The 14636-nt window shown below is 35.8% G+C and carries 14 protein-coding genes and 1 other annotated feature; all 14 genes read right to left on the bottom strand.

Annotation, left to right across the window (positions count from 1 at the left end):
* Positions 1-350: GTP-binding protein (locus B5D41_RS13340; protein ID WP_200806477.1), on the bottom strand; the 350-nt coding region annotated here is incomplete at its 3' end.
* Positions 351-377: 27 nt separating this feature from the next.
* Entirely contained in the window at positions 378-2447 is a 2070-nt protein-coding gene (gene fusA, locus B5D41_RS13335) for an elongation factor G (RefSeq protein ID WP_078811129.1), read from the bottom strand.
* A 28-nt stretch (positions 2448-2475) separates the two neighbouring features.
* The gene (rpsG, locus tag B5D41_RS13330) at positions 2476-2946 is read right to left on the bottom strand and encodes a 30S ribosomal protein S7 (protein ID WP_078811128.1); all 471 of its coding nucleotides are present in this window, start codon (positions 2944-2946) and stop codon (positions 2476-2478) included.
* A gap of 53 nt (positions 2947-2999) precedes the next feature.
* Positions 3000-3374, bottom strand: coding sequence for a 30S ribosomal protein S12 (gene rpsL, locus B5D41_RS13325; protein ID WP_078811127.1), 375 nt, complete (start codon positions 3372-3374; stop codon positions 3000-3002).
* 209 nt (positions 3375-3583) lie between these two features.
* Positions 3584-7045, bottom strand: coding sequence for a DNA-directed RNA polymerase subunit beta' (gene rpoC / locus B5D41_RS13320; RefSeq protein ID WP_078811126.1), 3462 nt, complete (start codon positions 7043-7045; stop codon positions 3584-3586).
* Between the two features lie 55 nt (positions 7046-7100).
* Complete coding sequence (gene rpoB, locus B5D41_RS13315; protein WP_078811125.1) at positions 7101-10361, bottom strand: DNA-directed RNA polymerase subunit beta; 3261 nt, start codon at positions 10359-10361, stop codon at positions 7101-7103.
* 379 nt (positions 10362-10740) lie between these two features.
* Entirely contained in the window at positions 10741-11112 is a 372-nt protein-coding gene (gene rplL / locus B5D41_RS13310; RefSeq protein WP_078811124.1) for a 50S ribosomal protein L7/L12, read from the bottom strand.
* 61 nt (positions 11113-11173) lie between these two features.
* Positions 11174-11692 (bottom strand): 50S ribosomal protein L10, encoded by a 519-nt coding sequence (gene rplJ, locus B5D41_RS13305; protein WP_078811130.1) that lies wholly within the window; start codon positions 11690-11692, stop codon positions 11174-11176.
* 13 nt (positions 11693-11705) lie between these two features.
* Positions 11706-11878: a sequence feature (ribosomal protein L10 leader region), on the bottom strand.
* A gap of 94 nt (positions 11879-11972) precedes the next feature.
* Positions 11973-12668, bottom strand: a complete 696-nt coding sequence (gene rplA / locus B5D41_RS13300; protein WP_078811123.1) for a 50S ribosomal protein L1 — start codon at positions 12666-12668, stop codon at positions 11973-11975.
* Between the two features lie 54 nt (positions 12669-12722).
* Positions 12723-13148: a 50S ribosomal protein L11 gene (gene rplK / locus B5D41_RS13295; protein ID WP_078811122.1), complete on the bottom strand. Its 426-nt coding sequence runs from the start codon at positions 13146-13148 to the stop codon at positions 12723-12725.
* A 16-nt stretch (positions 13149-13164) separates the two neighbouring features.
* Positions 13165-13695: a transcription termination/antitermination protein NusG gene (gene nusG, locus B5D41_RS13290; RefSeq protein WP_078811121.1), complete on the bottom strand. Its 531-nt coding sequence runs from the start codon at positions 13693-13695 to the stop codon at positions 13165-13167.
* Positions 13696-13731: 36 nt separating this feature from the next.
* A complete protein-coding gene (gene secE / locus B5D41_RS13285; RefSeq protein ID WP_078811120.1) occupies positions 13732-13935 on the bottom strand; it encodes a preprotein translocase subunit SecE in 204 nt (67 codons plus the stop codon).
* A gap of 44 nt (positions 13936-13979) precedes the next feature.
* The gene (gene rpmG, locus B5D41_RS13280) at positions 13980-14129 is read right to left on the bottom strand and encodes a 50S ribosomal protein L33 (RefSeq protein ID WP_078811119.1); all 150 of its coding nucleotides are present in this window, start codon (positions 14127-14129) and stop codon (positions 13980-13982) included.
* Between the two features lie 176 nt (positions 14130-14305).
* A partial coding sequence (locus B5D41_RS13275; protein ID WP_456154141.1) for an EF-Tu C-terminal domain-related protein occupies positions 14306-14636 on the bottom strand: 331 nt, incomplete at its 5' end.

Here is a 14636-nt window from a genome sequence, read left to right as displayed (position 1 = left end):
TCTCTTGTTTGAGGCATTGGCCCATCAGCAGCAGAAACTACCATTAAAGCTCCATCCATCTGAGCAGCACCAGTAATCATATTCTTTACATAATCTGCGTGACCTGGACAGTCTACGTGAGCATAGTGACGATTTGCAGTCTCATACTCTACGTGAGAAGTTGCAATTGTAATACCTCTTTCCTTTTCCTCAGGAGCATTATCGATATCCTCGAAATTTGAGGAACCTTCTCCTCCTCCAGCTAACACTTTTGTAATAGCTGCAGTTGTAGTTGTCTTACCGTGGTCTACGTGACCAATAGTACCAATATTAACATGGGGTTTCGTTCTTTCAAACTTTTCTTTTGACATTCATTTCATCCTCCTTAAAATTATAACTTACTCTTCATCCATAATATCTTTAGCAATATTACCTGGAACTTCACCATAATGACCAAACTGCATCACATAATTAGCTCGACCTTGTGTTTTAGAACGAAGATCTGTCGCATAACCAAACATCTCAGATAAAGGTACATTAGCACCAATAACTTTAGCATTTCCTCGCTGTTCCATACCTTCTACTTGAGCACGACGACTATTTAAGTCACCAATTACATCTCCCATATATTCTTCAGGAGTAACAACCTCTACTTCCATGATTGGCTCTAGTAATACTGGATTAGCCTTTTTCACTCCATCTCTAAAGGCCATAGAACCTGCAACTTTAAATGCCATTTCTGAGGAGTCTACATCATGATAAGAACCATCATTTAAATTAACCTTAATATCAACCATTGGATATCCAGCTAAAACTCCATTTTCCATTGCTTCTTCAACACCATCTTCAACAGCTGGAATATAATCTCTTGGTATAGATCCACCAACGATATTATCTTCAAACTCAAAACCTCCACCTGCTGGTAGTGGTTCAAGTTCAATAATGGCGTGTCCGTACTGTCCACGACCACCAGACTGTCGAATGAATTTACCTTCAGCTTCAGCTTTTCTCTTAATAGTTTCGCGATAAGCAACTTGTGGTTGCCCTACATTAGCTTCTACACTAAATTCTCGCATTAAACGATCAATAATTACTTCTAAGTGTAATTCTCCCATTCCAGAAATAATTGTTTGACCTGTCTCTTCATCAGACCTTACTTGGAAGGTAGGATCTTCTTCAGCTAAACTCTGTAATGCTTGCCCTAGCTTATCCTGATCTTTCTGTGTCTTAGGTTCAATTGCCACAGAAATAACAGGTTCAGGGAATTCCATAGATTCTAAAATAATTGGATCATCTGCATCACAAAGTGTATCTCCTGTAGAAGTACTCTTAAGTCCTACAGCTGCTGCTAAGTCTCCTGCATAAACTTCATCTCTTTCTTCACGATGGTTAGCGTGCATCTGTAAAATTCGTCCTACTCTCTCTTTTTCTTCTTTAGTAGAATTATAAACATATGATCCAGCTTCTAAAACTCCAGAATAAACTCTAAAGAAGGCTAATTTACCAACATAAGGATCAGTCATGATTTTAAATGCTAAAGCAGCAAATGGTTCATCATCGTCTGCTGGACGAACTGCTTCTTCTTCAGTTCTTGGAATTATTCCTTCTACCGGTGGAATATCCACAGGTGATGGTAAATAATCCACAACCGCATCTAATATCGGCTGGACTCCTTTATTCTTTAAAGCTGTTCCACATATTACAGGAGTAAATGCGTTGTCAAGTACTCCTTGACGGATCCCTTCTTGAATATCATCAACAGTAATCTCTTCACCTTCAAGATATTTCATCATGAATTCTTCATCTACATCAGCAATAGCTTCTAATAATAATTCTCTATATTCTTCTGCTTGATCGACTAAGTCCTCAGGAATCTCTTCTATTTCGTAATCAACACCTAGCTCATCGTCATAAACGATAGCATTCATATTTACTATATCAATTACACCTTTAAACTTTTCCTCTTTGCCAATAGGTAGTTGAATAGGAACCGGATTAGCATCAATTCTATCATCCATCATATCTACAACATTATAAAAGTCGGCTCCTGTTCTATCCATCTTATTAATAAACGCAATTCTTGGAACATTATATCTATCCGCTTGGCGCCATACCGTTTCAGATTGTGGCTCTACACCACCTACTGAGCAGAATACACCAATCGCTCCATCTAATACTCTTAAAGATCTTTCTACCTCTACAGTAAAGTCCACGTGTCCTGGCGTGTCTATAATATTAATTCTATGATCTTCCCACTGACACGTAGTAGCCGCAGATGTAATTGTAATGCCTCTTTCCTGTTCCTGTTCCATCCAGTCCATTTGGGAAGCACCATCATGAGTTTCACCCATCTTATGCACTCTTCCAGTATAAAAAAGAATACGTTCAGTAGCTGTAGTCTTTCCAGCATCAATATGTGCCATAATCCCAATATTTCTTGTTCGTTTTAACGGAAATTGCCTGGCCACTATTCACCCTCCTTTTCTCAATATAGTATTACCATTTATAGTGAGCAAATGCTTTATTTGCTTCGGCCATACGATGTACCTCTTCTTTCTTACGGACAGCTCCACCTTCTTCATTATAAGCATCAACAACTTCACCAGCTAATCTATCTACCATCTTTCTTTCTCCACGTCCTCGAGCTGAATTAATAATCCATCGTAGCCCTAGTGTTAAACGACGATCATTGCTAACCTCTACTGGCACCTGATAGTTAGCTCCACCAACACGGCGAGATCTAATCTCTAAAACGGGCATAGTATTATTTAAAGCTTCTTTAAATACTTCTAAACCAGTTTCACCTGTTTCTTCTTCAACTTTATTTAAAGCCTCATAGAAAATCCCTTCAGCTAAACCCTTCTTACCATCATACATAATATTATTAATACTCTTAGTAACTAATTTACTATTAAAAATCGGATCTGGTGAAATTTTTCTTTTTTCTGCTCTATTCTTCCGTGACATCGATTTCCCCCCTTTATTATCGTTTGGATTTTTATATTACTATATTAAATATATTATTCCTGCGGCATCTTAACTCCATATTTAGAACGTCCTTGTCTTCTATCTTCAACACCAGCAGTATCTAATGAACCACGAACAATAGTATATCTAACACCTGGTAAATCCTTAACTCTTCCTCCTCTTACTAAAACTACAGAGTGTTCCTGTAGGTTATGACCTATTCCAGGAATATAAGCTGTTATCTCCTTACCATTAGTTAGTCGAACACGTGCTACTTTTCTTAATGCAGAGTTAGGCTTCTTTGGTGTTGCAGTATAAACTCTAGTACAAACACCTCTCTTTTGTGGTGCGCCGCCTAACGCTGGAGCCGTTTTCTTCTTCTTAACCTTAGTCCTGCCTTTACGAATCAATTGATTAATAGTAGGCATACTACACCTCCTTCCGAATCTAGTGGATTAATTTTTTAAAAAAGAAGAGGTATAAAGAATACCTCTTCTTGAGTTAACTCTTCATAAATCAAAAATTGAACAATATTTATATGATATATCAAGCAACTTCAATATCACAACACACTTGTGTATTTTAACATCTTAATTCCTGGCTGTCAAGGAATTCTTATATATTTATTAAACTTAATTTAATTAATGCCTTCTTCAATTTCTTCTGAATCTCTTATTACATCAATATCTATTCCTCTATATCTCTTCATTCCTGTCCCAGCTGGAATCAATTGTCCAATAATTACATTCTCTTTTAATCCAATTAATGAATCTGACTTTCCTTCTAAGGAAGCTTCAGTTAATACTCTAGTAGTTTCTTGGAAAGATGCTGCTGATAAGAAACTCTCAGTAGCTAAGGAAGCTTTAGTAATCCCTAAAAGTTCTGGATCTGCAGTAGCTGGTTCTTGATCTGCTGCAATTGCCTTCTCATTTTGTTCTCTAAATTCAAAGGTGTCTACCAATTCCCCTGGTAACATTTCAGTATTACCAGCTTTCTTTATTTTTACCTTACCCATCATCTGTCTAATTACAACTTCTATATGCTTATCGTTGATATCTACTCCCTGAGATCTATATACATCTTGAACTTCTCTTAAAAGATACTTTTGTACAGCTCTAACCCCTTGGATTTTTAGAATATCTTCCGGGTCTAATGGTCCTTTAGTTAAATGCTGACCAGCTTCTACATATTCACCATCATCAACCAAAAGTTCAGACCCATATGGTAACTGATAAGTCTTTTGTTTTCCTTCATCAGTTTTAATAACTGCTTTATATGAATTAGCCTTTTCGACTAAATTGACTTTACCTGTTAACTCTGTGATAATTCCCTGACCTTTTGGTGTTCTAGCTTCGAATAACTCTTCAACTCTCGGTAAACCTTGTGTAATATCATCACCAGCAACACCACCAGTATGGAAAGTACGCATCGTTAACTGAGTACCCGGTTCTCCAATGGACTGAGCAGCAATGATTCCTACGGATTCACCTACATTCACTAATCTATCTGTAGATAAGTTACGTCCATAGCACTTACGACAAACTCCATACTTAGCTTTACAAGTTAAAGCTGATCTGATTTTAGCTTCTTTTACACCAGAATTATCAACCTCTTTAGCTTCATCTTCGTCAATCATTTCACCTGTCTTAATTATTACTCCATCTGTATCAGGATGTTTGATATCCTCCATAGCTACCCTACCAGCTAATCTTTCATATAGAGGTTCTATTACTTCATTATCTTCCTTAATTGCTTCAACTATAATTCCATCTTCAGTTCCACAATCTTCTTCTCTAACTATTACATCCTGAGAAACATCTACTAATCTTCTAGTTAAGTAACCAGAGTCTGCAGTTCTTAAAGCAGTATCTGCTAATCCTTTTCGCGCACCATGAGTAGAGATGAAGTATTCTAATACAGTTAAACCTTCACGGAAATTAGCTTTAATAGGTAAATCAATAATCTGACCAGATGGGTCAGCCATCAATCCTCTCATTCCTCCAAGCTGAGTAATCTGAGAGGTATTACCTCTAGCCCCAGAAGTAGCCATCATATTAATCGGATTAGTTTCAGATAAATTACTTATCATCTCTTCTGTTACTTGATCTTTTGCTTTACCCCAGATATCTACTACCCTCTGATATCTTTCTTTCTCAGTGATTAAACCTCTTTTATACTGTTGTTCTACCTGACTAACCTTATCTTCAGAACTTCTTAAAATTTCTGATTTGGTCTCTGGTACTTCCACATCAGTAACTCCAATAGTTATTCCTGCTTTTGTTGAATATTTAAATGTAATTGCCTTTAAATCATCTAAAACTTCAGCTGTTCTATTTGGTCCAAGTTTTTCATGACAATTACCTACTAATTCACCTAATCTCCCTTTATCAAAGACTTCATTCTTAAATCCAATTTCATCTGGTAAAATATCGTTAAATAAAATTCTACCAACAGTTGTGTCAATCCATTCATCATCTAATTTATACTTAATCTTAGTCTGCATTGTGATAACATTATTCTCATAGGCCATTAATACCTCATCTGAATTACCAAAGAACTTACCTTCTCCTTTTTTACCATCTCGAGCTATAGTCATATAATAAGCTCCTAAAACCATATCTTGAGAAGGAACAGCAATAGCTCTGCCATCTGCAGGTGATAAAATGTTATAAGTAGATAACATTAAAAGTCTAGCTTCAGATTGTGCTTCAGAAGATAATGGAACGTGTACCGCCATCTGATCACCATCAAAGTCTGCATTATAAGCTGGACATACTAATGGATGAATCTTAATTGCTTTCCCTTCAACTAAGATAGGCTCAAAAGCTTGAATACCTAACCTATGTAATGTCGGTGCTCTATTTAACATTACAGGATGTTCTTTAATAACACCCTCTAGAATATCCCATACTTCCTCATTTAATTTCTCTACTTTTCCTTTAGCACTCTTAATATTATGAGCTAAACCTTTATCTACTAATTTTTTCATGACAAAAGGCTTAAATAGTTCCAAAGCCATTTTCTTAGGTAATCCACACTGATGCATCTTTAAATCAGGTCCAACTACAATTACTGAACGACCAGAATAGTCAACTCGCTTTCCTAATAAGTTCTGTCTAAAACGTCCTTGCTTTCCTTTTAACATATCACTTAAAGATTTAAGAGGTCTATTCCCTGCTCCAGTAACTGGACGACCTCGACGCCCATTATCAATTAAAGCATCAACTGCCTCTTGTAACATTCTTTTTTCATTTCTAATAATAATATCTGGAGCACCTAAATCCAACAATCTTTTTAATCTATTATTTCTATTAATTACTCGTCTATATAAATCATTTAAATCAGAAGTTGCAAAACGCCCTCCATCTAATTGCACCATAGGTCGTAATTCAGGTGGTATAACTGGAATTGCCTCTAGAACCATCCAATCTGGATTATTCCCCGACTGGCGTAAACCTTCTACTACTTTTAATCTCCTTACCGCTCTTCTACGGCGTTGTCCAGAGATTTCTTTAATTTCTGCTTCTAATTCCTCTACTTCTGAATCTAAATCCATATTCCTTAAAATCTCTCGTACAGCTTCAACTCCCATGCCTGCTTCAAAAGCATTACCATGTTTAATTCGAGCTTCTCTATATTCACTTTCACTTAATAACTGCTTCTTACTTAGCGGCGTTTCACCAGGATCTATTACAATATAAGAAACAAAATATAGCACTTTTTCTAAGGAACGTGGGGACATGTCCATAATTAGACCTAATCTACTAGGAATACCTTTGAAATACCAAATATGCGAAACTGGAGCTGCTAATTCAATGTGGCCCATTCTTTCTCGTCTAACTTTAGAGCGAGTAACTTCTACACCACAACGATCACAGACAACTCCTTTATATCTAACACGCTTATACTTACCACAATGACATTCCCAATCTTTAGTAGGTCCAAAGATTTTCTCACAAAAGAGACCTTCTTTTTCTGGCTTTAATGTTCTATAGTTAATAGTCTCTGGTTTCTTTACTTCACCACTTGACCAATTTCTGATCATTTGTGGTGAAGATAAACCAATCTTCATAGAATCAAAGTTATTTACATTGAACAAGGGTCATTCCCCCTTTTATGTTTTAGTTTCTATTCTTGAAAACTAAAATAATGTTCTACTCATCTTCCTTATCTTCATCTTTATCATCAATATCTAAACCTAACTTCTTAGTATTATCATTAAGTATCTCTTTATCTTCACCAATTTCTAACTCTTCATCATCTTCTGTGTAAACTCTAGCATCAAGACCTATACTCTGCATCTCTTTAATCAATACTTTGAATGATTCTGGAATACCAGGTTCTGGTATATTTTCACCTTTAACTATTGATTCATAGGTCTGTACTCTACCTACTACATCATCTGACTTCACTGTTAACATCTCTTGTAATGTATAGGAAGCTCCATATGCTTCTAGAGCCCATACCTCCATTTCTCCAAAGCGCTGACCACCAAATTGAGCTTTACCACCTAAAGGCTGTTGTGTTACTAGTGAATATGGCCCTGTGGAACGAGCATGAATCTTAGAGTCTACTAAGTGATGTAATTTTAGAATATACATATATCCGACTGTGACTCTTTCTTCAAATTTCTCACCTGTTCTTCCATCATAAAGAACTGTCTTACCATCTCTAGCTAATCCTGCTTCCTCTAAAGCATCTTCAACCTCTTGCTCGGTAGCTCCATTGAAAACAGGTGTCTCAACATGAATTCCTAAAGCTTTAGCTGCCATTCCTAAATGAGTCTCTAAAACCTGTCCTAAGTTCATTCTTGATGGTACACCCAATGGATTAAGCACTACTTCTACTGGATCTCCATTTGGTAAGAAAGGCATATCTTCTTCTGGTAGAATTCGTGAAATAACACCCTTATTACCGTGACGACCAGCTAATTTATCACCAACCGCAATTTTACGCTTGTTAGCAATATAAACTCTAACTAACTTATTAACTCCTGGTTTTAAATCATCTCCATCATCTCTAGTGAAGACCTTAACATCAACTACTATTCCGGTTTCACCATGCGGTACTTTTAAAGATGTATCTCTTACTTCCCGTGCCTTTTCTCCAAAAATAGCTCGAAGCAGTCTCTCTTCAGCTGATAACTCCGTCTCACCTTTAGGAGTTACCTTTCCTACTAGGATATCTCCTGGATATATCTCAGCTCCTGGACGAATAATACCTCTATCATCCAAGTTCTTGAGTGCATCTTCACCTACATTAGGGATATCTCTTGTAATCTCTTCAGGACCTAGTTTAGTATCCCTCGCTTCTGCTTCATGCTCTTCAATATGAATTGAAGTCAAATTATCCTCTTTAACTAATTTCTCACTAATTAGGATAGCATCCTCATAGTTATAACCTTCCCAAGGCATAAATGCAATTAAACAATTTCGTCCTAAAGCTAACTCACCTTTATCAGTTGCAGGCCCATCGATAACGATTTCTCCTGCATTCACCTTATCACCTTTACGCACAATAGGTTTCTGATTTATACAAGTACCTTGATTAGAACGAACAAATTTATCTAAGTTATAAGTGTCTACATTTCCATCATCCGTTTTTATTAATACTTTATTTGCAGTAACATTGATTACTTCACCACTATTTTTAGCTACCCCTGTAGCTCCTGAATCCTTAGCAGCATCATATTCAATTCCTGTACCTACGTATGGTGCATCTGTTTTTAATAAAGGTACTGCCTGGCGCTGCATGTTGGCTCCCATTAAAGCACGGTTTGCATCATCATTTTCTAAAAACGGAATTAAAGCTGCAGAAACACTAACAATCTGTTTTGGAGAAACATCCATATAATCTACTTTGTCTTTATCTACTTTTAATATATCCTCCCGATGTCTAGCTGTAGGTCTATCACTTAGTATAGTACCATCATCACCTAGTGGCTCATTAGCCTGGGTAATAGTATAGCCTTCCTCTTCATCGGCAGTAACATATTCAATTTCATTAGTAACTTTTCCGTCTACTACTTTTCTATATGGTGTTTTAATAAACCCAAACTTATTTGTCTTCCCATAGATACAAAGCGAACCAATCAAACCAATATTTGGCCCCTCAGGAGTTTCGATTGGACAGATTCTTCCATAATGAGTATGGTGGACATCACGCACATCAAATCCAGCACGCTCTCTACTTAGACCACCAGGTCCTAATGCACTCATTCTACGCTTATGAGTTAATTCGGACATTGGATTAGTCTGATCCATAAATTGCGATAACTGACTACTACCAAAGAATTCTTTAATAGCAGCTACCACTGGTCTAGTATTAATTAAAGCTTGTGGAGTAATTACATCAATATCTTGAATAGTCATTCTTTCTCGTATTACTCTTTCCATTCGAGAAAGACCAATTCTGAACTGATTCTGTAATAACTCTCCTACAGTCTTTAATCGTCGATTACCTAAGTGATCAATATCATCGATATAAGCATCATCATCTTTATTAACTAGTCTAATTAAATACTTTACCGTTGCTACAATATCATCCTTAGCTAGAGTCCTTTGATCAGGATCTATGTCTAAACCTAACTTCTTGTTTAGTTTATATCTACCCACACGTGCCAAATCATACCGCTTAGGATCAAAGAAAAGAGATTCTAATAAGTTCTCAGCACTTTCAACAGTAGGCGGTTCTCCTGGTCTTAATTTCTTATACAATTCTATTAAAGCTTCTTCTCTATTCTCTGTATTATCACGATCAATTGTGTTATGTACTACTTCATGGTCACCAAATAAGTCTATTAATTCGGCATCCGTTCCATAACCTAAAGCCCTAAACAATACTGTAGAAGGAGTCTTTCGAGTACGATCAACTCTAACCGCAATAATATCCTTCTTATCATACTCAAATTCAACCCATGCCCCACGATTAGGAATAATACTAGCATCATAAAGTTGACGCCCATCTTTAGTTCTTTCTTCTGAATAATATACACCTGACGATCTAATTAACTGATTAACTATTACTCTTTCTGCTCCATTAATAATAAAGGTTCCCTTATAAGTCATTAATGGAAAATCTCCCATAAAGACTTCTTGTTCCTTAACTTCTCCAGTCTCTTGGTTAATCAACCTGACTTTAACTTGTAATGGTGCAGCATAAGTTACATCACGATTCTTACTTTCTACCTCGTCATACTTCGGTTCACCTAAAGAATAATTAATAAACTCCAAGACTAGATTCTCTGAAAAATCATGAATCGGTGAAATTTCATTAAACATTTCTAAAAGTCCTGTTTCTAAAAACCACTCATAGGATTGCTTCTGTGTCTCAAGTAAATATGGTACTTCCATCCCATCTTCAATTTTAGCAAAGCTCCTTCTCTTACGTCTAAGAGAGCTTTCCGGTGTGGCCATAAATTAATTCACCCCCGCTATTTTTCTCAGCCTAAAAAATAACAATGACTGATCAATTGGACATTAGTGTCTCATGAACATAAACCTATATTTATAATTTATATTAAATTAATTATTAAGCACAATAGCAATAATATTCTTGACTAATTTTAGCTTTAATATACATTTTAACCTATTAATCTTAATCATTTATATTAATAGTTAATAAATGATATATTAACCGCATTTTATCATTGCCATAACAATTAATAATAGTAACATAATCTTCAAATAATGTCAAGATAAATTTTATAAATTAAGGTAAAAAAGCACTCTGTTAATTAACAGAGTGCTTTTGTCATCTATTATATATCTTTAATTATATTAGCTTAAGTTATAATTACTTAAGTTCTACTGTAGCACCAGCTTCTTCAAGTGTTTCTTTAACTTCTTCTGCTTCTTCTTTTTCAACACCCTCTTTAACAGCGTTAGGAGCTTCATCAACAAGAGCTTTAGCGTCCTTAAGGCCTAAGTCAGTTACCTCTCTTACAGCCTTAATTACTTTAATTTTCTTATCACCAGCAGAAGTAATTACTACATCAAATTCAGTTTGTTCTTCTTCACCACCTGCAGCACCACCAGCAGGAGCACCTGCCATAGCTACTGGAGCAGCAGCAGAAACATCAAACTTTTCTTCTAATTCTTCAACTAATTCAGCTAATTCAAGAACAGACATATTTTCTATAGCTTCCATGATTTCTTCTTTATTCATTATCTTCACCTCCTCATCAGTATTTCTTACAGAGTAAATTTTATTTTAAAGAAGATTAAGATTACTCTCCTTTATCATCTTTAATAGCATTTAAAGCATAAACTAAACTTCTCATTGGATCATTTAAAGCATTGACTAACCCTCTCATAGGCGCCTTCATATTAGCCAATAGCTGAGCAAGCAATGTCTTACGTGGTGGTATATCAGCTAGTGCTTCAATTTGATCTAACCCTAACACTTCACCTTCTAGAAATCCACCTTTAATTTCTAAAGCTTCATGATCATCAGCAAACTCAGATAACACCTTAGCCGGTGCTACTGGATCCTCTTCTGAAAAAGCAATAGCTGTTGGTCCTGTTAAGTATTCATGAACCTCTTCACATCCAGCATTATTTGCTGCTAATCGAGCTAGAGTGTTTTTAACTACTTTATAATCAACGCCAGCTTCTCTTAGCTGAACACGCAATTCAGTAACTTCTGCTACGTCTAAACCACAATAATCAGTTAAAATAGTTGTTTGGGCATTATTAAATTTATCTGTCAATTCTTCTACGATTAATTCCTTTTCTCGCCTTGCCATATCTCCACCTCCCTTTTGCACTAAAAAAAGCCTCCGTAGATAACCGGAGACCTCAAATACTCTGCAATAAGATAAGAAACTAACTATATTAGTAACCAATTAGCCTTTTATCTATCCCCAGCCTCGGTAGGCAGATTTAAGCTTAAAAGAAGCACCTACTATCTACAGCTATTAAATATTCTCTTTTTTAATTCACAAGTTTTTAACTCACAAGTGAGATTATAACATAACTTTTTAGTTAAGTCAATAATTTTCTAAATAATTATTTAGAAAATTAAATTTATTCGATAACATCCCTTGCTGCTTCTGGAGTTACCTTAATACCAGGTCCCATTGTTGAAGAAAGAGTAATATTCAATACATAACGTCCTTTAGCACCAATAGGTCTAGCTCTCATAACCTCATCAAATATTGCTTTAGCATTACCTGCTAAATCTTCTACATCAAATGATGCCTTTCCAATCGGCGCATGTACGTTGCCGTCTTTATCAGCTCTATATTCAATCTTACCAGCTTTAATTTCCTTAATAGCTTTTTCTAAATCAAAAGTTACAGTACCTACTTTAGGGTTTGGCATTAACCCTTGAGGGCCTAAGATTCTACCTAATCTACCTACATCCCCCATCATATCTGGTGTGGCTACTGCAACATCAAAATCTAACCATCCCTCATCAACCTTTTCAATTAAATCATCAGAACCCACCACGTCAGCACCGGCTTCTTCAGCTTCTTTAGCTTTTTCACCTTTAGCAAACACTGCAACCTTAACCTCTTGTCCAGTTCCATTAGGAAGTACAAGAGCTCCTCTTAATTGTTGATCATTCTTATTAGTGTCAATACCTAATTTCATTGCTAATTCAATAGTCTCATCAAAATTAGCAGTTGCAGTCTCTTTAGTTAGTTCTAATGCATCCTTAAGTACGTATGTCTTGTCACGATCTACTTTATCTAAAGAATCTTCATATCTATTTGACATTTATATTTCCTCCTTTGTGGTATTCGGATTATCCTCCCACAAGTTAAATATTAATTAATCTTCTACTACAATCCCCATACTACGAGCAGTTCCTGCAATCATACTCATTGCTGCTTCTACACTAGCAGCATTTAAGTCTTCCTTCTTTGTTTCAGCAATTTCCTTTAAATCGTCTTTTGTAACAGTTGCCACTTTATTAGCCTTTGGCTCTCCTGAAGCTGTCTCAATCCCAGCCGCTTTCTTTAATAAATCTGCAGCAGGTGGAGATTTTGTAATGAATTCAAAAGAACGATCAGCATAAACAGTAATTTCTACTGGAATAATATTACCAGCTTTATCAGCAGTTTTAGCATTAAAAGCTTTACAAAATTCCATAATATTAACTCCGTGCTGTCCTAAAGCTGGACCAACCGGAGGAGCTGGATTAGCTTGACCAGCAGGAATCTGTAAACTAATTTTACCTATAACTTCTTTTGCCATATCTAATTACACCTCCTTAAACTTCTTCCACTTGATGAAAGTCTAGTTCTACTGGGGTTTTACGCCCAAACATTGAAACCATAACGGTTAATTTGCCTTTATCTAGATCCATTTCTTCAATATCTCCTACAAAATTATCAAAAGGACCATCAATAACTTTTACTTCATCTCCAACTTTTAGATCTGTCTCTATTTTCGGTTGTTCTACCCCCATCTGACTTAAAATAGAATTAACCTCTGCATCAGATACTGGAATTGGTTTAGTTCCTGAACTAGCAAACCCGATCACCCCTGGAGTATTCCGAACTACATACCAAGAATCATCGTCCATAACCATTTCAATCAAAACATAACCTGGAAAAAATTTCTCCTTTGATACGGTCTTTTTCCCATTTTTAACCTTAACTTTATCTTTAGCCGGAATTAGGATATTAAATATCTTTTCGTCCATACCAGTCGTCGTAATTCTTTTTTCTAAATTAGATTTGACTTTGTCTTCATGACCTGAATAAGTGTGTATAGCGTACCATTCTTTTCTCTCATTCATAATATAAGGCAGCCCTAAATTAGGACTTCACCTCCCTTAATTAAGAATCAACGGAGTAATTACCTTTGTGAAGAGTAGATCTACTCCTCCAATAAAAATGGCTACAAGCAATACAGTAACAATTACCACTGCTGTATAAGAAAGTAAAACCTCTTGATTAGGCCAGTTTACTTTCTTAAGCTCCGCTTTAACCTCTCGCAAGAACCTTTTAATCTTATCAATTGTACCTTTTTCAGCCATTATTTCACATCCTTATAATTCTAATTGAATCTTTTATGTTTGAATTACTTAGTTTCCTTATGAACAGTATGCTTCCCACAATACTTACAATGTTTTTTTAATTCTACCCGATCACGAGTATTAGACTTATTTTTAGTACTAGAATAGTTACGTTGATTACATTCTGTACACGCTAATGTAATGATTTCTCTCATAAATGCCACCTCCTCAAACCTAAACAAAACGAAAACGCTTCAGTTCACACCTTACTTACTGTATCATATTTTAAGCAAAAAGTCAATATAGTTCTTGAATTTAAACATCTCAGACAAGCAACTAAAAAGCAGGTAGTTAATCTACCCACTTTTTAGTATATTTCTTTAATCTTATTTTATTCAATAATTCCAGTAATAACTCCAGCACCTACAGTCTTTCCACCTTCACGAATCGCAAATCTTAATCCTGCTTCCATTGCAATTGGAGTAATTAATTCTACTTCCATTTCAATGTTGTCTCCAGGCATTACCATATCTACACCTTCTGGTAAATTAATATCTCCTGTTACGTCTGTAGTTCTGAAATAAAACTGTGGTCTATATCCATCAAAGAATGGAGTATGTCTTCCACCTTCATCTTTACCTAATACATATACTTCTGCATTAAACTTAGTATGTGGAGTAATACTTCCAGGCTCTGCTAATACTTGACCTCTTTCAATGTCT

Origin of the sequence: Selenihalanaerobacter shriftii (assembly GCF_900167185.1) — a bacterium.
Lineage (GTDB): Bacteria > Bacillota > Halanaerobiia > Halobacteroidales > Acetohalobiaceae > Selenihalanaerobacter > Selenihalanaerobacter shriftii.
The sequence above is the reverse complement of the archived record's forward strand: the minus strand, read 5'-3'. Positions and strand labels throughout refer to the sequence as shown.

What these genes read in the sequence shown, in the direction of transcription:
- rplA (WP_078811123.1), bottom strand. Translation starts at nt 12,668, where the DNA reads ATGTCAAATAGATATGAAGATTCTTTAGATAAAGTAGATCGTGACAAG.
- rplK (WP_078811122.1), bottom strand. Translation starts at nt 13,148, where the DNA reads ATGGCAAAAGAAGTTATAGGTAAAATTAGTTTACAGATTCCTGCTGGT.
- rpmG (WP_078811119.1), bottom strand. Translation starts at nt 14,129, where the DNA reads ATGAGAGAAATCATTACATTAGCGTGTACAGAATGTAATCAACGTAAC.
- rplJ (WP_078811130.1), bottom strand. Translation starts at nt 11,692, where the DNA reads ATGGCAAGGCGAGAAAAGGAATTAATCGTAGAAGAATTGACAGATAAA.
- secE (WP_078811120.1), bottom strand. Translation starts at nt 13,935, where the DNA reads ATGGCTGAAAAAGGTACAATTGATAAGATTAAAAGGTTCTTGCGAGAG.
- nusG (WP_078811121.1), bottom strand. Translation starts at nt 13,695, where the DNA reads ATGAATGAGAGAAAAGAATGGTACGCTATACACACTTATTCAGGTCAT.
- rpoB (WP_078811125.1), bottom strand. Translation starts at nt 10,361, where the DNA reads ATGGCCACACCGGAAAGCTCTCTTAGACGTAAGAGAAGGAGCTTTGCT.
- rpsG (WP_078811128.1), bottom strand. Translation starts at nt 2,946, where the DNA reads ATGTCACGGAAGAATAGAGCAGAAAAAAGAAAAATTTCACCAGATCCG.
- rpsL (WP_078811127.1), bottom strand. Translation starts at nt 3,374, where the DNA reads ATGCCTACTATTAATCAATTGATTCGTAAAGGCAGGACTAAGGTTAAG.
- rplL (WP_078811124.1), bottom strand. Translation starts at nt 11,112, where the DNA reads ATGAATAAAGAAGAAATCATGGAAGCTATAGAAAATATGTCTGTTCTT.